General features: G+C 58.8%; 24 protein-coding genes. 11 read left to right on the plus strand and 13 right to left on the minus strand.

Annotated elements, in window-relative coordinates:
- Window positions 1–10: 10 nt before the first annotated feature.
- Window positions 11–1120, plus strand: coding sequence for a hypothetical protein (locus HCN58_RS05490; protein WP_171578331.1), 1110 nt, complete (start codon window positions 11–13; stop codon window positions 1118–1120).
- Window positions 1121–1224: 104 nt separating this feature from the next.
- On the opposite strand, the gene HCN58_RS05495 is transcribed toward HCN58_RS05490, so the two are convergent.
- Window positions 1225–1950: a hypothetical protein gene (locus HCN58_RS05495; protein ID WP_171578332.1), complete on the minus strand. Its 726-nt coding sequence runs from the start codon at window positions 1948–1950 to the stop codon at window positions 1225–1227.
- A gap of 357 nt (window positions 1951–2307) precedes the next feature.
- Between HCN58_RS05495 and HCN58_RS05500 the strand changes: the two genes are divergently transcribed.
- Window positions 2308–2646: a hypothetical protein gene (locus HCN58_RS05500; protein WP_171578333.1), complete on the plus strand. Its 339-nt coding sequence runs from the start codon at window positions 2308–2310 to the stop codon at window positions 2644–2646.
- Between the two features lie 64 nt (window positions 2647–2710).
- Window positions 2711–3364 (plus strand): SOS response-associated peptidase, encoded by a 654-nt coding sequence (locus HCN58_RS05505; protein ID WP_235983395.1) that lies wholly within the window; start codon window positions 2711–2713, stop codon window positions 3362–3364.
- Between the two features lie 170 nt (window positions 3365–3534).
- On the opposite strand, the gene HCN58_RS05510 is transcribed toward HCN58_RS05505, so the two are convergent.
- Complete coding sequence (locus HCN58_RS05510; protein ID WP_210265874.1) at window positions 3535–4308, minus strand: hypothetical protein; 774 nt, start codon at window positions 4306–4308, stop codon at window positions 3535–3537.
- A gap of 204 nt (window positions 4309–4512) precedes the next feature.
- Here HCN58_RS05510 and HCN58_RS05515 point away from each other — a divergent pair, with 204 nt between their 5' ends.
- Window positions 4513–4782: a hypothetical protein gene (locus HCN58_RS05515; protein ID WP_171578335.1), complete on the plus strand. Its 270-nt coding sequence runs from the start codon at window positions 4513–4515 to the stop codon at window positions 4780–4782.
- 229 nt (window positions 4783–5011) lie between these two features.
- Here HCN58_RS05515 and HCN58_RS05520 read toward each other — a convergent pair whose 3' ends face one another.
- The 3 genes from HCN58_RS05520 to HCN58_RS05530 all read right to left on the minus strand — a co-directional run bounded on the left by HCN58_RS05520 (window position 5012) and on the right by HCN58_RS05530 (window position 6732).
- Window positions 5012–5302, minus strand: coding sequence for a hypothetical protein (locus HCN58_RS05520; protein ID WP_171578336.1), 291 nt, complete (start codon window positions 5300–5302; stop codon window positions 5012–5014).
- 90 nt (window positions 5303–5392) lie between these two features.
- On the minus strand, window positions 5393–5713 hold the full coding sequence (locus tag HCN58_RS05525; RefSeq protein WP_171578337.1) for a HigA family addiction module antitoxin: 321 nt from the start codon (window positions 5711–5713) through the stop codon (window positions 5393–5395).
- Between the two features lie 53 nt (window positions 5714–5766).
- Window positions 5767–6732 (minus strand): hypothetical protein, encoded by a 966-nt coding sequence (locus HCN58_RS05530; RefSeq protein ID WP_171578338.1) that lies wholly within the window; start codon window positions 6730–6732, stop codon window positions 5767–5769.
- A 678-nt stretch (window positions 6733–7410) separates the two neighbouring features.
- Here HCN58_RS05530 and HCN58_RS05540 point away from each other — a divergent pair.
- Entirely contained in the window at window positions 7411–8079 is a 669-nt protein-coding gene (locus tag HCN58_RS05540; protein WP_235983451.1) for a DNA/RNA helicase domain-containing protein, read from the plus strand.
- 227 nt (window positions 8080–8306) lie between these two features.
- Here HCN58_RS05540 and HCN58_RS05545 read toward each other — a convergent pair whose 3' ends face one another.
- The 4 genes from HCN58_RS05545 to HCN58_RS05555 all read right to left on the minus strand — a co-directional run bounded on the left by HCN58_RS05545 (window position 8307) and on the right by HCN58_RS05555 (window position 10953).
- Window positions 8307–8591 carry a nucleotidyl cyclase domain-containing protein gene (locus HCN58_RS05545; RefSeq protein ID WP_171578341.1) on the minus strand — a complete coding sequence of 95 codons (285 nt, stop codon included), beginning with the start codon at window positions 8589–8591 and terminating at the stop codon, window positions 8307–8309.
- Window positions 8592–8941: 350 nt separating this feature from the next.
- A complete protein-coding gene (locus HCN58_RS05550; protein ID WP_171578012.1) occupies window positions 8942–9277 on the minus strand; it encodes a hypothetical protein in 336 nt (111 codons plus the stop codon).
- 84 nt (window positions 9278–9361) lie between these two features.
- Window positions 9362–9493: a hypothetical protein gene (locus tag HCN58_RS36720; RefSeq protein ID WP_283814534.1), complete on the minus strand. Its 132-nt coding sequence runs from the start codon at window positions 9491–9493 to the stop codon at window positions 9362–9364.
- Window positions 9494–9915: 422 nt separating this feature from the next.
- Window positions 9916–10953, minus strand: coding sequence for a hypothetical protein (locus HCN58_RS05555; protein WP_171578342.1), 1038 nt, complete (start codon window positions 10951–10953; stop codon window positions 9916–9918).
- A gap of 251 nt (window positions 10954–11204) precedes the next feature.
- On the opposite strand from HCN58_RS05555, the gene HCN58_RS05560 reads away from it, so the two are divergent.
- The 5 genes from HCN58_RS05560 (at window position 11205) to HCN58_RS05580 (ending at window position 15292) form a co-directional block, all read left to right on the plus strand.
- Window positions 11205–11540 (plus strand): hypothetical protein, encoded by a 336-nt coding sequence (locus tag HCN58_RS05560; protein ID WP_171578343.1) that lies wholly within the window; start codon window positions 11205–11207, stop codon window positions 11538–11540.
- Between the two features lie 496 nt (window positions 11541–12036).
- Complete coding sequence (locus HCN58_RS35575; protein WP_235983397.1) at window positions 12037–12294, plus strand: hypothetical protein; 258 nt, start codon at window positions 12037–12039, stop codon at window positions 12292–12294.
- Window positions 12294–12566: a hypothetical protein gene (locus HCN58_RS05570; protein WP_376701149.1), complete on the plus strand. Its 273-nt coding sequence runs from the start codon at window positions 12294–12296 to the stop codon at window positions 12564–12566. Before HCN58_RS35575 ends, HCN58_RS05570 begins: the two co-directional genes overlap by 1 nt.
- A 24-nt stretch (window positions 12567–12590) precedes the next feature.
- Window positions 12591–14363, plus strand: coding sequence for a flagellar hook-associated protein FlgK (flgK, locus tag HCN58_RS05575; protein WP_171578344.1), 1773 nt, complete (start codon window positions 12591–12593; stop codon window positions 14361–14363).
- A 14-nt stretch (window positions 14364–14377) separates the two neighbouring features.
- Window positions 14378–15292, plus strand: a complete 915-nt coding sequence (locus HCN58_RS05580) for a flagellin (RefSeq protein ID WP_171578345.1) — start codon at window positions 14378–14380, stop codon at window positions 15290–15292.
- 462 nt (window positions 15293–15754) lie between these two features.
- Here the strand turns inward: HCN58_RS05580 and HCN58_RS05585 are convergent, their stop codons facing one another.
- The 4 genes from HCN58_RS05585 to HCN58_RS05600 all read right to left on the minus strand — a co-directional run bounded on the left by HCN58_RS05585 (window position 15755) and on the right by HCN58_RS05600 (window position 18825).
- A complete protein-coding gene (locus HCN58_RS05585; RefSeq protein WP_235983399.1) occupies window positions 15755–16255 on the minus strand; it encodes a hypothetical protein in 501 nt (166 codons plus the stop codon).
- Window positions 16256–17268: 1013 nt separating this feature from the next.
- The gene (locus HCN58_RS05590; RefSeq protein ID WP_171578346.1) at window positions 17269–17649 is read right to left on the minus strand and encodes a hypothetical protein; all 381 of its coding nucleotides are present in this window, start codon (window positions 17647–17649) and stop codon (window positions 17269–17271) included.
- Between the two features lie 75 nt (window positions 17650–17724).
- Entirely contained in the window at window positions 17725–18141 is a 417-nt protein-coding gene (locus HCN58_RS05595; protein WP_171578347.1) for a hypothetical protein, read from the minus strand.
- A 48-nt stretch (window positions 18142–18189) separates the two neighbouring features.
- Window positions 18190–18825, minus strand: coding sequence for a TetR/AcrR family transcriptional regulator (locus HCN58_RS05600; RefSeq protein ID WP_171578348.1), 636 nt, complete (start codon window positions 18823–18825; stop codon window positions 18190–18192).
- 200 nt (window positions 18826–19025) lie between these two features.
- Between HCN58_RS05600 and HCN58_RS05605 the strand changes: the two genes are divergently transcribed.
- Window positions 19026–20216 (plus strand): efflux RND transporter periplasmic adaptor subunit, encoded by a 1191-nt coding sequence (locus HCN58_RS05605; RefSeq protein WP_512698829.1) that lies wholly within the window; start codon window positions 19026–19028, stop codon window positions 20214–20216.

Genomic DNA, 20216 nt, shown 5'->3' on the forward strand with positions numbered 1-20216 from the left:
GAGTCGCGACATGTCGCTCAAACTCACGGTGTCCTACCTTTTGATGGCGGGCGCGGTAGCGGGCGCGTCCGCTGTGGCGACCGACTGGCGAGATTTCAAGGACTTAGCCGCGAGAACGGCGATGGCTGACCAGGCGGCCAAGCCCGGCTCCAAGTGTCCTCTCTCGAAGCCGTACATGGACGGCCTCGATCTGGACGTTCTCTCGGTCTGCGTCGCCTACGGCTTGCCGGCAATGGAGGCGGCCCGACGATATCCGGCGCTGGCCACGAAAGTATTCGGTCTATACGGCGAAGATCCGCGATTCCGTTCCGTCTTCGAGCGTTACGGTCATCAGGTCGTTCCGGTCGTCGGATATTTCTTCGAGAACGGGTCGAAGCAATACCAGGTCAGTCAGGGCTTCAGCGGGGCCGTGCAGCGGATCTGGCAAGGCCAATTGCCGACATGGCCGGAGCAACTCAACAAGGAAACGATCGGCCTCATGGCGATCCACGAACTGGACGAGCGCGGGCCCGAACTGCTCGCGGAATTCGAGATCGTGGACGGTCGTGCCAAAAGAAAGCCGTTCCAAACCGTGGTCCTCGGAACAAAGAACTTCTTTCTAGGCGGCATCCAGAACGTGGAGACGATCGTCGTTAGAGGCGAGCGCTCCTTGACGTGGGGAGACGTCGGTGGCGCCGCGTTGGATGTGGCCGCGATGGCCGGCGGCGTCGGCCTTCTCGCGAAGGAAGCTCGCGCCGCCGATGTGTTCGCCAGCAGAGGATCCGTCCGGGCCGTTTCGGCAAACGCTTACAGAACGCTCCGGACAGTCGGCAACGTAGCGCTCGGTCCCGTGGGCAATCTCGCCCTCCTCTACATATTCGTGACGCATCCTACGCTGATCGGCTCCGCCGCGGGTTGGGTCGCTGAGAGCCTCGGGTTAGATCCGACCATCTGCATCTTCTTCGCCTACCTCCTTATGTTCCAACTGCTGCTTCCGATTTTTCTACCGTTGTTCTGGTGCATTCGGCAGACCGTCAGACTGTTCGTTAGGGGTCTCGCACGACAGCAAAGCAGCGAGCCCGCCTGCGGCGTAGGATACTTCTGCGCTGACACGACGACGGCCTTACGGATCAGGCCGTGATCGCCTTGCCCAAAAGAAGAAGTTCGTGGAGCGGAAAGGGAGACACGGTGTCGTCGCGCCCTCGCCTCTGGAGGCGACGTTTCCACCGACGACAGGAGCTTCCGCTATCTCTTTGGGCCGACCATGATGTGTACGGCGTGCGGATTGCCGTTGACGGAGGTGTACGGAGCCTCGCGGGCGTCGATGCCGCTTTGGTTCAGGGCCTGGATCAATGCCTCGGCCGCCGGCAGCAGGGCTTGTCGCTGGTTCGGGTCGATTTCGATCTCCACGTTCTGAGCTAGGGCGGACCCGGAAATGGGGCGGTGGCTGCGCCGGATAGCGGAGGCGTTTGCGGGCGCGGCCCAATCGATCTGTTGCCAGCCGGCGGCATGAAGGGCCTCTTCGATGTCCCACAGGATGTCGCCGATCTCTCGTTCGAAATGGCTCATGGCGCTGTCGAAGACCGTCCCGGCGAATGGACGCGTCAAGCTTGTGAGCTCGGCTCGCTGCGGACCGATCACATGACGCCTTGTCGTCCGGAACGCGACGAGGTCCTCCTCCGCGGAAGCGGCTCGATTGAGTGCCGCCGCGAGCTTTGCGTCGTTCTCGGCCTCCGCTTCTTTGGACGCGATGATCGTCCAGCGGATGCAGAAATACTCGATCGCGAGCCCGATGCCGATGAGGGCGTTCGCCAGAATAGAAAACCAGAACTTCGCCTCGCCCGGGTGGTGTTCGAATTTCCAGAGGATGCCGATCTCTATTAGAATTCCGACCAGGATTCCCAACGTGGCGCCGGCCGACCAGCGCTCAAGCGCCTCCATGCGTTCGTGCGGCGACTTGCTCGTTTTCATGATGCTCGCTTTGGAGGTGATTTGGTTAGGGGGACGGCCCGCGTTGGTATAAGCGCGGCCGCGATTGCAGTCAGCACTCTGGGGGCTGGCTGCCGTCCTTGCTTGTGTTCCTCATGTTTCTATGCTGGCAGCATGACCAAAACCCGTCAACGCCCTGCCCTGCGTGTTGTCGAAGGCCGAAGGCCCAGTGTCCTCGAAGACCGCCGCGCGGTCCTCGATTTCACCCGCGTCTGCGAAATCGTCGGCATCATCGATTCCGAAACCGGCCTGATCCGGTCCCCGCAGCGGGACGTGGACGCATCAGCGAGGTGATGTGTGGGACGGCGGAATCCGAGCCGCGTCTTTGGCGGCAGGATCATGGCCGCCGAGATGAAGGCGGATTCCGCCAAGAAGGAAGCGGCCGAGAAGCTGCGCGAGGCCGCCGCCGAGACCCGCCAGGCCTGGAATTACCGGATGATCGGTTTCGGCGGCCCGGTGCAGCCCTCGCCCACCACCGCCGAAGCGATCTCCGGCGGCTTCTACTACGTCGAAGTCAAATGCCGCCGCTGTTCGACGCACTCGATCATCGATCTGAGCGCTGTCAACCAAGTTCACCGAAAGCCCGACACGCCCATCTGGAAACTTGAAGCTTCGCTACGATGCCGCCACTGCAGCGAGGCGCTGCGCGGCCGGCGCCCGGCCGCCAACATCGTGTGACTACGCAAGGAAAAGACCCTCGAATTCGAACCCTGGTATCCGGAAGAAGAGCGCTGATGTGCATATGTACTCCATCACTACGAACCAGGCCGCGATCGCCGGCCTCTTCCGCAAAATGAACCGGTACGTCGGCAACCTGCCGCCGATGCCGGGCGTCTTCCCCGACTATCCGGCGCCTGTCGTGCGCAATGCTGGTGACGCTGAGGAGATGGTGTTGATGCGCTGGGGCATGCCCTCGCCTCCCAGGACCGGCGGCCCGCCGGTCACAAACATCCGCAACACGTCGTCCCCGCACTGGCGCGGCTGGCTGAAGCCGGAGAGCCGCTGCCTGGTGCCGGCCAACAGCTTCGCCGAATACGCGCCCGAGCCGAACCCGGAAACCAAAAAGAAGGACGTCGTCTGGTTCGCGCTCGACGAAAGTCGCCCGCTGTTCTGCTTCGCCGGCATCTGGACCGAATTCAGGGGCGACCGCGGCACCAAGTCGAAGCCGATCCCCGGACCACACCTGGTCTACGGCTTCCTGACGACATCGCCGAACGCCGTTGTAGAGACGATCCATCCGAAAGCGATGCCGGTGATTTTGACAACCGAGGAGGAGCGCGACGTGTGGATGCGTGCGCCCTGGGACGAGGCGAAGGCGCTGCAGCGTCCGTTGCCGGACGACTCCCTCAAGATCGTCATGCGCGGCGCGGACAAGGAAGACAAGGTTGCGGGTTGAGATCGGTGCTGGCGGACGGGACAATGATCCTCGCACCTGGCGCAGGTCCGAGCCGGCCCTCCTCCCGGCTGATCGCCGCATTCGTGCATCTCGACGGCGCGATTGAAGCCGATCTTCGGGCACACCTCCGTTGGCCCGTCATCCGGAGCGGCGAGCGGCAGCCTGTCGGCCTAGCCGGGTTTGGCTTGGAGCGTGGACTGAACCCTGCGGGTTCGCGACCCCGAGTCCGGCGGCGGGACCGAGCCGAAGAGCGTGATTATCCCTATAATCAGTGCGAGGCCCAACAACGAGCAAACCAAAAGCCACGTGTTGGATTCCTCGCGCACGATTTCGCCTTTGATCCGCATGCTTCCATGACCGCCGCCCTCGCAGTTGCGGAGCCAGGTCCGATCACGACCGAAATATTCGACCTGTCCTTTGGCGATCCTGCCGTCGTTCGAAAGCAGGCGCGGCGTGACCGTCTTCGCTGCCCGAGGATCGACTGGTTCGACGGTTGCGTTGAGGATGCGATATCCTTGCGGAGCCCTGTATTCCGCCGAGACGGTATTTCCGGCCTCGCACCCGAAATTGACCACGCCACCGGGCTGCGAAAACGCGGTCACCTCCGGCTGGTCGCTTACCTCTAGGAAGTTCGCCCAGACGCGGGGACCAAGGCCCATGAACGCGGTGATCGTCAGCAGAAGGAAGACGCAAAAGAAAACCACCACAGCATTGATCAGCACGACACCGGCCAAGGGTCGACCTGCGGTTCGACCTCCGATGGTCTTCGCGAAAACCGTAACCAGGACGGTCGCCAGGAACGCCAACGCCCATATGACGATTGCCGCCTCGCTCTGACCCAGGATCATTGCAGCGAGTCCGCCGGCCGCGGCGATGCCGACCGCGCCGTACGCGAAACGCAAGGACGGAACACGCGTGATGGCGTCCTTAAGCAGTTCGACCATCGACTGAAACCTCTTCGGCGTCATCCGGAAAAAACTTGGCTACGGTCCTTTCGTTCCGCTCTTCGGGCGCGCGACTGACGCCGCTGGCGATGGGGCGGAACACAGTGGAAAAGCGTAGACCGGGCAAATCGGAATCGCTGCTGTGTGTTACCAGCCGGAACGACGCGGGCGGCACAAGGATTCGTCCAGGCAGGAGCTACCTCGATGCTGATGACGAAGGAGAGACGACCGGCGATCCGGACGCTGCGCGGTTGGGCGATCTCCGTGCTGCAGGAGGCCGGCGCCGTTCGCGAGTGCGAGGAGCACGGCTGGATGCAGGACCGCGCCGACCCGCACGCCCGCGAGCGCGCGTTCGAACTGGCTCGGCTGGATGCGCCGCCGGGCATCTCGCCGGAAGGGGCAGTCGCTGAGATCAGAGATGTGCTGGATTCAATCGGAGACACCTGCCCCGAGTGTCCGCCGGATTCCGACTAGGCCGCGGCTTCGGAGTGGGCACCTTCGGGCGAACGCGCGCGTGCGACTTCCCGCCATGCCATCGCCAGGCGGATCCAGCGTTGCCGCTCCAGCCCTTTCGTAGCGGCCAGCTTCATCGCCGCTTCGGCTTCGCGCTCGGGATCCTAATCGCTGTCCATGCGCCTGATACCGTGGCGCGACAACGCAATCCCTGCTCCTGCGCACCTCCCGCGCGGGCTGCAGCTACGCACTATGGGGTGCCTTCCCTCGCCCTGCAGTTCGCAAGATCGCTGCGTTGGACCCAGCCGTACACGGACTCTCCTGAATCCTTGCCGAAATGGACGACGAAGACCCAGTCGCGGTACGTGTCGCGGATCGCGACTTTCTGGCCCTTCTCGATCGGCAGCCAACGCGGCTCGGTCTGCCCGCCCGGCCGGTTAGCCAGCTCCGTTTCCTTCGGAACGGTGCACTCGGTGTAGGCGGCATGCGAGGCGACGGGAAGCGCGATCAGGGCCGCGGCGGCCAAGAGAAGTTTCTTCATCACGGCAATCCAGGAACATTGGTGGGCTTGGACGGACGATGTGTCCGCCGGAAGGGGCGCGCGCGAAAACCCGGCGCTGCTGCGACTGGCCTAAGCCGGCATTTCCGCCACGAAGTCCGTCGCCGGGAGAAGACAGCGAACCGTATCGGCCGTGCCCGCGAGCTTCTTCTCGGCGTCGAACAAATCGACCGCCATCTGCAGGTTCATCCATAGTTTGGCCGACGTGCCGAGCGCCTTGCTCAACAGGATCGCGGTCTCTGCGGTGATCGCCCGTTTGCCGTTGACGATCTCGTTGACGCGGAAGCGCGATACGCCCATCGCTTCCGCGAGCTCGTCCTGGGTGATCTCGCAAGGGATGAGGAACTCTTCTCGGAGTACCTCACCCGGATTGGTCGGGCGTCGTTCGGTCATGTCGGCCTCTGTCTTCTCAGCCTGTGTCTTCGAGCGCAATGTTGACAGCCTTTTCATGCTGCCATTGGAACGTAATCCACCACCGGCCCTCGGTGTTGCAGCAGAAGGTGGGTGGCGCGGTGTTGCGGCGCTTCGCAATGCGTCCCCGTCCGGCGATTCGACAATCCTCCAGCTTTGCGGCTGCGAGCAGGATGTCGATTTGCCTGGCGGCTCGGCGTGCGACGCTTTCGGGCACATCCGTCCGGTGCCGGCCGCGGAAAACGTCTTCGGTTCGCTCGTCGGCGAACGTGTTCATGGTACTTCTCCTCAGAAAATGGAATCGAGGCTGATTTGGACGAACACGCCGTCCAGTTCGGCTCGGTTCCAGGAGGAGAAATTCCGGTTCTCACCCGATAGCAGTGGATTGCGACGCGCACCGCGTCGTAGCCGCGCAGGTACGCGCGGGTCCGCCTGAAGACGAACCTTTGAATACGGCGGGCCCGCTTTTCGATGGCCTGCTTGACCGCCAATTCGATGCGCTGAACATCCGTCTCGGACAGATGCACATGCGCGATCTCATGGCAGAGACGGAAGAGAAGCTCCGGGTCGGGCTCCGGAAGAATGTATTCCGGGACATCGTGGTTTCCGGCGAGGATAGCCGGATCCGGCAAGATGCTCTTCCAGACGTCGGCGACCTCGTCGCGGATAGCGTCGATCTGCTTTCGCGAAATGTACGTTTCGTCGATTTGCGCATGCTTTTGCCAGAACGGCCTGCCTGCAGCGCGACCAGCCTCACGGACTTTCGCTTGTTCAGGCAGCAACAGCGACGCCGGCTTGATGTCGGAATGGTCGAAAATCGACCAGAAGTGCTTCTGTCTGAGCCTCTTGTCTTCGGTCAGCGCCGAGACAAGCCGTGCCACGTCGGCGGCGTGCCTGTGATGGAAGCTGACGAATACGGCAGCCTTGTTCGTTGGCAAGGAGACTTTGGTCTCTTCACCAAGGACAGCTTCGAGCAATTCTGGCTGCGGCTTAAAGGTCATAGTTCCAATATGTATCACATGGTGTGACATTGCAAGGCTTCGGGAAAAAGATTTCGGTCAGCTCGAGGTCCCGCGGCGTCTTATTCTACCCGCGGCAGGGCCAATACGCTGCAATTGCTATCGAAAACGCCGGGGCTTAGGTGTTCCGGGTCCGAGCCTGCGTGGCGGCGCGCTTGCGAGATAGCCGGACGGACAGGCGAGTAGGTGGGGGATTGGTGAATCACGGCGCCGTCGCGTTCGATCTGTCCGCAGACTGCGGTATCCAGACGATCGTACCGCGCCACTGGAGCTTAGGCAGCGACGACCAGACACGGACGATCCGGATGCCCGCGGTCGCGCAGCGGGGCGCGAGCTTCGACCTCGCGCATCTGCGAGGTTCGGGTTGTCCCAATCGTCGTTGCGACGAAGGCGCAACCGGAGTTACTGGATCAACTTCGTTGGACCACGGACGGCATCGCTGAACCGCTCAGAGCCTGAATTTCTCATCAGCGTGATGGATCGGCATCAGGAGTGGTGCACCATTGTCTGCTTGGTTGGAGGAGGTCAAGAAATCAACGCCGGTGAAGCCGGTCTAACCGAATGGTTTGAAGCACTCAGAAAGCGATTTCCCATTGGCTGATATATACGTCTCCCCAACTCAATCACCGCGACTATCATTGGGGGCAAGATTTGGCCGGTATGCTTGCGGGCCTGAGGCACGAAACGCGTGATGCGTTGCATCTTGCCGTATCAGTGCGTTCATTTCGCGCGGAGAAAGTATCAGAGTTCGTTGGCGCGCTCATTGCAGGGGAAGATAAAAGCGCCCGCGCGCTCTACCAAGAGATAAAAGCCACCTATCCGATTGCGGTGACACGCGACCTTGAAAGAGCGTGGAGTTGGTTACGATCTCGGGCCCGAGGTTCGGAACGATTTGGGCTGGTCGCGTCATCGGGCGCTTATAGGCTCAAGCCTGAGGGATTGAACGTATCCCAAGACCTCAGTGCCACTCACTGGTTCCTCAATGACAAGAGTGACGTGCGTTCGTCGTATTATCTCGAAGACCCCGCTACCGAATTTGATATCCAGGGTTTAGAACTCGATTGGGTTGGCGTTTGTTGGGAAGCAGACTTTCGGATAGTCGATGGAAAATGGTCCCATCACAAATTTAGCGGCTCCGCCTGGCAAAACGTTAACAATGAACACCGTCGAACATACTTGGCCAACGCTTATCGCGTCCTGCTGACAAGGGCTCGCCAGGGCATGATTGTCTATGTTCCTAGGGGCAATCCAAATGATCCCACGCGTCAGCCAATTCAATACGAAGCAACATTTCAGTTTCTTCTAGATTGCGGGCTAGAAGCGACTTAACTGCCGTTCGATCAGCATGGTCGGTGCCGCTGCCCTCGCGACTTGGCTTTCGGTGAAAAAGAATTCTTATGCTCGGCAATTTTCCCCTCCCTCGGGGAGGCGGCCTACGCTGCCTTTTGGCATTGCCACACCCGTTGCATCATTGAAAAATCAGTCAGTCCTCAGGCACACCGGCCAACCGCATCCCATCGCAAAGCCGGCTATGACCATCGAGGAAAATCGGATTGTCACTCGCTAAGTAAGAGCGTAAGCGTCGGATCGAGAATTCGGAATAACATGCGCCGGTCCTGAGGGACGCTTTCGTTGCGTTCGGCCATCACCGCCTGCACCGCCACGGCACACTCGACCGCATCCACCACAGAGGGAAATTCGACTAACAAGCCGTCTCCCGTGGTCTTGACGATCCGACCACCATGCATTGCAAGCAGTGCATCAGTGACGCTACGGTGTTCACGAAGAATGCGAGCGGTGCCGACCTCATCGAGGCCCATCAAACGAGAAAAACCGGCCACATCAGCGGCTAGTATCGCCGATAACCTGCGTCCTACCCGGATTGGCTGCACTTCGGCCAGCCCTCAATCCCCCGCCGCAACTATGTACAAGTTTGTCGGACGTGGGAACGGCGAGGCTGAGGGCGTCCGGCGGCCCATCGCCAAAAACGAATTCTTATTCTGGTCAGTTTTCCTCTCCCGGGGGCCGCAAAAAAGCATTCTTATCCGCAGCAATTTTTCCCTCCCCCGGTGCGGCTACGGAAACGTCCGTACCGGGGACCGGAACAGGGCTGCCCCTTCCGTTCATAGGCGCCCTCGTCAGTCATAGGCGCCCTTGTTTGCGGAGGGCGCCTATGACCTTTTTTGGGCGCCTAGCCGGCCGACACCTTGGCGCGGAGTTCGTCAAGCTGCCGTTCCAAAAAATCGTTCGCGACCAGGAGCGACTTCACCGCCTCCCTCGGCTCGCCGCCGCAGGCTGCTATCACCTGGTCCGCCGCGAGGTCCAGGTCGGCGACTTCGGGCGTGGCTTCCGTGACAGACATGGCCCTAGACGAGTCAATCCGTCGCGAATGACTGCCAGCATGAAAATTCTTCAAGTCTAGAGCATAGTCCATGACCTGATCGACCGCCGATGCGTCGTATTTTTCTGCACCTACTTTGAACTCAATGTGGAAAATGATGCCGTCCAAAACAACCAAGGCATCCACGCGCTTTCCCATACGCGGGATTGAAAATTCGAGAGCGATCCAACCCCTGGCAACTCGGCGTAGCTCGCTCTGCAAGAGGCCGATTTAGGCGATCCAAGCATTGCGTTGTAGCGGAACGAGGTCATGCGGATGATGTTCGGCTAAATGCCCTAGAACCGCCTGCACGGGCTTGGTCAGAAAATCGGCGACGGTCGAGGTGTAGTAGGCTTGCTGCATTGCGGGCAATCATCCATGAATGGACTAACGGCATAAAGCAGCATAACGAATTCAGTATTGAACCATATTGATTGCGCTGTTGTCGCCGCAGTTTCCTGATTATGCGAAAACTCCCATATGGCCTTCCTCGAATACAGCCCAAAACAGACCCTGTATCAGTATTGCTCAGTCGGTAGTTTCCGCAAACTAATTGCGTCAAAAGGTCCTCTGGTGTACCGATCTATCTTGGCTGGCGAGCCTACCGATACAAACGAGACTTACCGTTGACGCGTATTCCTTTAACCATTTGCGCGCACAGGCGATGACGCGATTTTCGTCGCGCTCTTGGTCTGGCCCAATCCCTGACCTCTGCCAATTTGACCCGCGAGCAGAGACTTTTGTGCGTCCCGAGCCTATTTAGGACAATCTTGCGCAAAGTTCTCTCAGATATTGCTGAATTTGTGGCTCTTGTAGCCCCAGTCGTCGAACGTCATGCCGCCATAGGTGAGCGAGTTGCTCCTATTGCTTGTGGACACTGCATCCTGCATACGCCGCGTCAGCACGTTGCGCTCGACCTCCTTAAGGCCATCCCACCAAGGAATGTTCATACACGTGTTTTCGATATACTCGAACACAAGCTGTAGGATCAGCGTGGTATAGCGTTTGGGATCCTGTAAAATAAGAGATTGAGCAAGTCGTAGAGCAGCCGTCTCTTTTTTCAGCCAAGCAAGCACAAAGAATGCTCCCTCATCATTTGCGAGGAGAGATATCGTGGCGTGCTGATACTTTGTCTCATCGATGCCCAACACTTGAACCATGCGGCCGTTGAAATCGTATTCAGGGCCAAACCCGCCGACGCTCATGACCCCCGGCGGACGCTGAAATTGAATGATGAGCGAACTCACATCGTCATGGCTGACAGAAAATATACTGCGCTCACAGTCAGAGAAGGTTCGGCCTATGTCCAGCAGGCCCAGCTTAGAGCCGTGGAGAAAGGCATCGACAATTTCCTGCTTAAACGCATTTTCGACGACCCTTTCATCGATCATAGAGGCGTGTTCGAAGGTGGCTAAGCTTCGCATCTTGCGGTAGACCTCTGATGCAACGCCACGATAATTCAGGGTAGCCACCTGAACGTCAGTTCCCTCAAGAGCCGCGTTCTCAACGCACAAAAATATTTCACGATCATGCTTGGCGCAAAAGCACTTTAGTACCGAGAATTGAGAGGTGCCAAATTTACCTATTTCCAGCTTTCCCTCGTTTTTTGCAAGCGTAGGAAGATTGCCTTTGAAGGCATAAACGTGGCTATTGATTGCGATGCGCTGAAGCTGACTGCGGGGTATCGTATGCGCGTTGATAATCGGACCTTCGCAAGCATCCGCTGAAGAGTTTGCCAAGCAAAGCTTTAAATCGCCTACTTTTTTGAGAGCATCGGCAGTGGCCCAAAATTTGGGATCATGAAGGTTTGAAGTCTTAGTCATCTTAACTACCTAATGCGTCCAACGGGAAACGGCCCGAAGAGGGCCGTCGCGTGCGTCCAAGGCTAGGATGAGGATATTGCCCCGACCGTCTCCCAATAGGCGCAACGTTGCGAGCGGCGCAACTGCTGCAAAGTGTGACGCGATTGCAGCGGTTCGCACGGCACCAATCAGGAAGAATCACGTCCTGTAGACCAAATCGCCGGTAGCTTACGTCATAGTTCCACCCGGAATTTGCCTCAAGTAGCAAGTGCTTGGAAGGGGAGAACATGGGCAGACCTATCGGATCCGTAAACAGGGAAAAGCCGTTTGCTGATGCGCTCCGGATGGCCCTTCGGAGCGGCAATCCATATCGGCTGCGCGGGATCACCGAGAAGCTGATTGAGAAAGCCGAACAGGGTGATCTGCAAGCAATCAAAGAGGTCGGAGACAGGCTGGACGGCAAGTGTACGCAGACCATCGAACGCGGCGAGGTCTCCGTAGAGGCGCTGACCGACGCCGAACTGTTCGCGATCATTCGGAGCGGATCACGCGGGCCGGAGGATGAGACCAAACTTATTTGCGGACCCGTTCGGCCAATCGAAAAGTAGCGAGACCGCGCATCGTCTGGGGACCAATCTGGGGACCGAAAGCAGAGAATGATAGTTTTATCAAGTATTATCAATAGGATAGAAAAAATTCGTGGCGGAGAGAGTGGGAGTCAAACCTACGATTTTCGATAATTCCGTGTCGAACAGCTGAAACTGCGCGTCAGTACTTTCTACCTCCTGCTCTCGAAAATCCAGATCCTGCACGTTCGCCACAAGCGCGCTCACATTAGCTCTGGTGAGATTTTTGTTGATCTCCCGGTGCACACGTCGTGCACACGCCGCCGTCTAAGCAATTGAAAAACTTGACCTCTCGCTCCAATCCATCATGGGTGCCACAGAAAAGCGATAGTCTTGCGATTCCAATGATTTACCCTACACTCTCAATGGGATGAAAGAAGAACGTGTGCACTCCAAACTAGACGAAATTGCACACGTTTGTACCCGTTTTGACCTCTCGGTGCACACATGGTGCACACGAAAGCCGGAGTGCACACGCGTGGCGACCTTCACTCAGTTGGCATCTGGAAACTGGCGCGTCCAGGTCCGCCGCAAGACCCGTTATGTGGCCGAGACGTTCCGACGACGCAAGGACGGAGAAGAATGGGCGCTCGAGATGGAGCGCAATATCGACCGCAACGAATCGTCCAAGCCACGCCTGGTCCGGAACGTTCGCACATTTGGCGACCTGATCGACCTGCACGACGAGGACATGCGCGAAGTTGGAAAGCCCCTCGCCGGTCAAAAGCTGCCGTGATGGCGTCGCTCAAGACTGAGCTCGGCAGTGTGAAACTGCCCGCGCTCAATCGAGAACGGTTGATCGAGTTTGGAAGAAAGCGCGCCAAACAGTTGCGCATGACGATGGATGAGAACATCACCCGGCTGCGTGCCGCCATCGAGGCTAGTCAGCGCCGCATCGACGCCGTGATGGCCGCGATCCGCGAGCAGATCTCCGATAACTCCCCTTACGGATCGAACGGGCGCGTCAAAGGCCAGATGGCGTCCTACGCGCGCAATGTGCAGATCTGATCAACCCAGAGTCGCGAGGTCACGGTGTCGCTCGATATAGCACGCAGCATTGCTGTCAGCAGCCTGATGGCAAGCCAGGTTCAGATCAGCGTTGCGTCTTCAAACGTCTCAAACGCCGACACCACCGGCTATACGGTCAAGACGGCCAATCAGGTTTCGACAACGAGCGGTGGCGCCGGGACCGGGGTGGCCATCACAGGCATCACCAGCAATGTCGACAAGCTGCTGTTCAGGTCATTGATAACGGCAGAATCGGAGCTTGGCGCCGCAGATATCGACGACAACTATCTCGACCGCCTGCAGGCACTTTATGGAAGCACGGCGGGAGCGGACGATACCGGCACTTCGATTGCCAACACGCTCGCCTCCCTGGAGGCGGCCGTGTCGTCACTGGCCGCGACCACAAGCAGCGCGTCTCTTCAATCCAGCGTCGTCACTGCGCTCGACGATCTGGCATCCCAGTTGCGCGAAACCTCGAACGGCATTCAAGAACTGCGCAGCACGGCCGATGCGGCGATTTCTTCCGATGTTGATCAGGTGAATGACAATCTGAAGACCATTGCCAGTCTCAACGCCCAGATCAAGCAGGCGGCCGCCGCCCGCCAGCCGACTGGCGACCTTGAGGATCAACGCAACGTCGCCCTGCAGAGCGTCGCGACCAGGATGAACGTCAGCTACTTCATTTCGTCTACCGGAGACATGCAGGTTTACACAGCATCCGGTCAGACGTTAGTCGACAGTAGCGCTCCTCACCTGCTCAGCTTCACCGCGGCGTCGTCAGTTACCGCAACTGCGGCCTACGATCCCAATTCGTCATCCGGGTTGAGCGGCATCTCGGTCAATGGCGTCGATGTCACCTCGCAGATTACATCCGGCGAGATCGACGCTCTGATCAATTTGCGCGACACCGTGTTGCCCGCCGCACAATCCCAGCTCGATCAGCTCGCCAACGAGCTGACAGACGGCCTGAATGCCGCCAGCAATCAGGGTACGTCGCTGCCGCCGCCGTCGACTCTGACGGGCACAACGACCGTCAGTTCCTCGACGGCCCTAAATGCAACGGGAACGGTGCGTATCGCCGTAGTCGACCAGTCCGGCAGCCTCGTATCCTATGGTGATCTGGACCTCTCGAATTATTCGACGATCGGCGATCTCGTCAGTGCGATCAACGGCATCTCCGGCCTGAGCGCCTCGATCAATGCCAGCGGCAAGGTCGTGATCACGAGCTCCAGCAGCAGCAACGGCATCGCGATCAACGAAATGACAAGTTCGGTAGGCGCCGACGGCACCGGCCTCTCGGATTATCTCGGCCTGAACGATCTCGTCACCGGGACAGGCGCATCGAATTTTGCCGTACGCAGCGACATCCTGGCCAATTCCGGGCTACTGCCGGTCTCCACCCTCGATTCTTCGGCAACCTTGACGACAGGCGGCAAGGTACTGACGGCGGGCTCCACCGACGTGGTCGATGCCATCTACGCAACGCTTACGGATTCTCGCACTTTCAGCGCATCGGGCGGACTGGGGTCGTCCACAGGCTCGTTCGCGGATTATGCAGCCGAGATCATCTCGAACGTCGCCTCAAAGGCGACCTCGGCTGCCACTACCTACACTTCGAAAACCACGGTCCAATCGACCTTCGCCAGCGCGATGTCGTCGCAATCCGGCGTCAATCTGGACGAAGAGACCGCCAAGATCAGCACCTTGCAGAACCAATATTCGGCCGCGTCGCAGTTGATTCAGGCCATTAACGAGATGTTCTCGTCGCTATTGAGCGCCGTACAGAGCGTTGGCTGACAGGAATCCAAGCGATGCAGATGCGCGTGGCCACATTCGGGATCAGCGATCAGATGATCGCATCTGCTTTGCGTACGCAGAGCACTATGGCCAACCAACAGATCCAGGAAGCTTCCGGTCTGGTTTCGTCGGACTTCGGCGGACTTGGATCCACAACGCAGCAGGTTCTCAATCTGCAGGTCTCGGCGACGCGGTCGCAGAGCTATATCGATGCGGCCACGCTCACCAATAGCGAGATCCAGGTGATGTATTCGGCGGTGAATTCGATCGCCGAGCTGGCAACCCAGTTCCGCGCGCTACTTACCAGCGCAACGAGTGCCTCCAGCAGCACCGACGCAGCCAGCGTCACTGAATCAGCCAGGAACATGCTCGAACAGACTGCCTCCGTTCTCAACACGCAGTACAATGGTAGTTACGTTTTCGGCGGCTCGGAGACCAGGGCAGCGCCGGTGGACGTTTCGAGCACGAGTTACGCTGCAGCTATCTCGCCGTCTTCAGCCGATACCAGCTACTACCAGGGCGATAGCCAGCTAGCCTCGGTGCGCGTATCCGATAGTCGGACCGTGTCCTATGGCGTGTCGGCGGACAGCCCCGCGTTCGAAAAACTCATGCGCGCGATGAACCTCGTGGCGAGTAACTCGCCACTTTCCACTGACACCCTGAACGAAGCGCTGGATCTGGCGGTCGACGCGGTCGACGAGCTCGGCCTCGTTCAAACGCGCATCTCGAATGCTTCGGCGTCGATCGAGACGGCCAGTGCCTATCAGACCGAATACCTGTCATACGTACAGACGCTGGGAAGCGACCTCACCAGTGTCGATGTTGCTGCGGTGACAGCCAAGCTGGCGACCTATCAAGCCCAACTGACAGCATCCTACGCCGCCATCGCAAAGGTCCAGAGCCTGAACCTGGCGAGCTATCTGCGCTGATTGACGCGGCCTGCAGTCCGAGGACTCCGCTTGTTAATCTCCCGCGACAGGAAACCACTGAAATGCGTATGCGGAAATACTCGAGAAACAATGCCGCGATATAGATTTGGATGCCGAATGACTTACACCCCCGGAATTCGGCAAGGCCCGGTACGCAGCGATTCCCAATCATTCCAGCGTACCGGGCCGTCGATTCTCCATGCCGTCAGATGCAGAGGATCTCGACCTTCACCCGCTATCTGACACGCAGATTCCAGATATCGTCGCGCACTCGTCCAGCGCAGCAATCGTGTAGCTTTAGAGCCAAAGCGAACATCAGCTTCGGTGCGTCACGCCATGGGGTTGATGAGTGCACGACCCAGATTGGCATGCTTCGGATGGCATGCACATTACGACGGTTAGGCGGCGTGTTTTGTGAGTCTGCCACGAGAGCTGTTCATGGCAGCGAGCGTACGATCTCTCTCACTTCGGATCGCGAACAAGATTGATCGTGACTTGCGAAACCCATGCGCCGGGGGACTCCATACTGAACGTCTGTCGTGCGCCGTTTGTCTGAACCGTCAGGAGAGCCGTGATCGTTTCACTCTCTACCTTGGCCTCGATAAGACCATCGAGATTTCGGCCTGAAACCTTGCCGCCTTGTCGATACTGACTTTCAAACCAGTTACCCGAAAGATTGGTTCCCTGCTGATCAATATTAGCGCTTAGTTCCATTTTGTAAGCATCGCTCGCGCAGCGCACAGTCATCTTGACGGAAAGCCCTGTGTTTCTCACGATATAGTCGGCTTTACAGCGAACGCGCTCTCGAGGCCCATCGGACGGCTTCATCGTTCCGCTGCCCGACCATGACCCGGCTACATTTTCCAACGTTTGCGCCGAAACCGGTGCAACACTTAGTATAATCAGCAGCACAGAGAGTGGACGCGGACGCCTGAAAACTGCGTTGAACAACAACATCGACATGGCCTTTCGCAAAGTTCGAAACTTCAGGACAATCTAAGGGCGTCTGCTGTATGCCTCTGATCTACTCACGACAACCTGACCTTGGTCGCACTTGAACAACCTCGCCCTGCGCCGACGCATGTCGTTCGCCATTAACCCACTCTTCGGCTTCGGCCAGCCACAGCCTGCCTCCTGTTTGCAATCTGCTTTCGCTCCCGACACAGAAGCTCAACGCGAGAAGGCGACTCTTCGGATCCATTGAACTCTGCAGTGGAGGAAACACACCGTCAAGGTCTTCTCATACCCCACATAGACCAAACAATGATCGATGATTGTCCGAGTGTTGCCTTGTGTGACTGAACGTGACGCGGCTCTCCAATTGCGCCCAAAGTCCCAACGGAGTTTGCGCACGCTGCAAAGGAATGCATCGACGAAGTTCGATCGTGTCGAGCAGAGACGTTGCAGCGATATCGTCGGTGGATAGTGCCGGTTCAGGTCTCGCTCGAAAACTCTTGCCGACTCGCAATCTGAGAATAAGTGATTTAGTCGCGATAAAACGCGAAACGGTCCGCAATCGACCTCTCATCGGGGATGCATTGCCATTTTTGTTTCTGAACGTTAATGGCGCGCAATGCACGCGCGATCGCAACGAGCAATTCCAACAGAAACAAATGGCGTCCACCTGAAATATTTTGAAACGGCACGGACGCCGTTCGACCACACGTCGTCAATAGATACGCCTCAATTTGCCTCGAAACATTGCGTCACCCGCATGATCGGATTGTCCAATGGGTGGCCCGGCAACGATGAACAGCACCTTGGAAGGGGCCCTTAGACAGCATACGCGCGCGCCGCGATTGCCGACGCAGCTGGCGCGCTTGCGCGAGGTGACCAATCGCTATCATGGAGTCATTCGCTGGCGCGGGGTGAGCACGGTTTCGCTTCCTTCCATTGCAGTAGTGGTACTCGAGGCGACGCATGCGACGCGCGTCGAGAGGCTGATCGAATCACTGCACGAAAATTCGATTGTAATTCTACCTTTCGGCGAAGACCCGGCCTTCGACCTTGTTAAGTCCAGATTTCATGCTCATGGCACGCTCGGCACGCAGGGCGACGAAGCGCCGCATCATTTGTGGTGGGGTGGCCTCAAGCCACTTGCGGTGCCGACGGGTCTCTATCGCAAACAGGACACGCTGTTTATTTCGTCTTACGAAGCGAGCGACTGTGCCGATCAAGCCAAACGCCTTGTCGGTGACTTCCGGCAGTTCGGCCTCGACCACGTTGTCATGCAGGCCCCACTGCAGTCGGATTGCATCATGGAGGCGCCGTCCAAAGTCGACTTTATCATAGAGCAGTGGACCCGCGCACGTCGGCCGGTGTTCTGGATCAGTCCGCATGCACGACTCGCGGGTCATCCGTTACTCCCGCAGGCACTTGGATGCGACATAGCCATGCATCGACGGTCCAACGGTGCGATGACCACCGGTGTGCTATTCTTTCACCAGACCGAGCGCGCACAGGCATTGCTCGATATCTGGCAACGTCTCACCTGCAGTCATCCCAACCTGCCGGAGTCGCTCCTGCTCGATCATGCATGGACGATGACCAATGCACAGCGACAGTTGGAGACGGCTTGGCTGCCCGATACCTATTGGCAGACAGCAGACGTTAAGCCCCGCGCCGGCACTACCATTCTTCGGCAGGGCGACAGTCGCGATAACGATCACTCGCTCGCACCGTTTGCGACGCCTCTGCAATCGGGGCGACGGTTCAGCCGACACCAGCCACCGAAAGCGCATCTGGTGATGAAGGGCGCCGGCGATGGCCTCGGTCTGGTCACGGTCGCGATCCGGGACGTGCTGGCCGCCGGCACGCAGGATGTCGGTGAGCTGTTGAAGCGGCCCCATCGGCTTTCGCCGCCGATTGCGGGGGCTTCTCGCAGAGAGCCAGCCTCGTCACCGCGGTGTTACGCCTCTCAAGAAGACTTGGATACACCTTCGGATATGGGCCTGATGCCGGTCGGAGCTTCCGCTCTCAGCGCTTTCGGTCTCGAGGATTGGAGGAGCAAAGATCATATCCATCAGAATGCGCGCGATACTGGAGGTATCGTCGGTCTCGATCGCTCCTCGCTCCCGCAAATCGGACAGCCATCTGGCAAGTTCCGCGTGCGATCGCTGTGCTCCTTGGTGCCGCATGATGTTGAAAAGTTCGGGAAATTGCGGAGCTTCCAGCATCACCATGCGCAACAGTGCCATACGTTCCCGGTCTGCACGGGCGTCGATATCGAGCCTGAAAATCTTTTGCAGCGCTTCGTCGAGCGTCATGCCCTCGTAGTTGCCCGGGAGCGCAAGCATGCTCTGTCGATGAACATCAATGACGGCTGCGAACAGATCTTGCTTGCTCGGAAACAGCCGGTACAGCGTTTGCTTTGAAATCCGGCAGCGCTCGGCAACATCGTCGGTGGTGGTGCGACCGTAACCTCGCTTCAGGAACAGTATCCTGGCGCCTTCGACCACAAGTGCACGTTGCGCCTCGTCGGTTACTACCTTTGGACGTCCGCGCTTTCGACGCAACATGTTCGGTGGACTCATCTTGCGTTCCTTTCGCCCTCATTCCGGAGGCCTCGGGGCCGACCGATCCTATTGACTCCCGCTCCGACAGTTAATATCAGTACTTATAAGTACCGCAATTAGGAACTTGCGTGAACGAGCGAAAACAGAGGCCCTTATACCTTGTTCTTCGATGTCACCCGTTTGGCCGGACGACGTCGTGCGTCGTCTCGCTCCTGCTGTTGACAGCTTGTGAGGGGCAGCAACGGCCCCCCGGTGCATTTCCCAGGCCCGAGGTGGGCGTCGTCGCGCTTCATCCTCGATCTGTGGCGATAACAACCGAACTACCGGGCCGCACCGCGGCATCGTTGACAGCGGAGGTGCGCCCGCAAGTGAACGGCATCGTTCAAGCCCGCGTGTTCGAGGAAGGGAGCGAGGTAAAGAAGGGCGATCCACTCTACCAGATTGATCTGGCGAGCTATCGCGCGTCATACGACAGCGCCGTGGCGGCGCATCAGAAAGCCGAGGCAGCCGTGCCGAGTGCCGAAGCCAAGGTCGAACGATATCAAGGACTGGTCAAGCAGAACGCGGTGAGCAAACAGGACTTCGATGATGCCCGTGCGGCGCTTGCGCAGGCCAAGGCCGACGTGGCTTCGGCCGAGGCCAACGTCGAAACCGCCCGCATCAATCTCGCCTATACCAAGATCACCGCACCGATCGGGGGCCGGATTGACAAGTCCTCGCTCACGCCCGGTGCACTTGTGACGGCAAGTCAAACCACGGCCTTGGCCACCATTCGCACGCTCGATCCGATCAATGTCGACGTGACCGAATCCAGCACGAATCTGCTCAACTGGCGGCAAGCTGTCAGTGAGGGGCGCATCAAGTTCAGCGGTCCGGATGTAAACGTCAAGCTGAAGCTCGAAAACGGCGCCGTCTACTCGCACACCGGCAAGCTTTCCGTCGTCGAGTCCTACGTCAGCGAGACGACCGGCACATTCGCCTTGCGAGCGCAATTTCCCAATCCCGATCGGCTGCTCCTTCCCGGCATGTACGTGCGGGCCGTTATAGAGCAAGGCGTCGCCGAAAGCAGCTTCCTGGTACCGCAGCGTGCCGTCACGCGGAACACGAAGGGGGAGCCCACGGCGATGCTTGTCGCGCCCGACGGCAAGGTGGAGCTGCGCGTTTTGTCAGTCGGCAGAAGCGTGGGAAACAACTGGCTTGTCGACGGCGGCATTCGAAGCGGCGATCGCGTCATCGTTCAGGGCATGCAGTTGGTGCGGCCAGGCCAGGAGGTCGGCGCCGTCGAAGTCACGATCGACGAGACGACAGGCGAAGTTCGCCGTCGAAAGCAGGGACCCTCACAATCCAGGATGCAGCAGTCGGCTGGAGGCGACCGGGAGCCGGATTCCAACCCGGTAGTCGGGAACTAG

The organism is Bradyrhizobium australiense (assembly GCF_013114825.1).
GTDB classification, from domain to species: domain Bacteria; phylum Pseudomonadota; class Alphaproteobacteria; order Rhizobiales; family Xanthobacteraceae; genus Bradyrhizobium; species Bradyrhizobium australiense.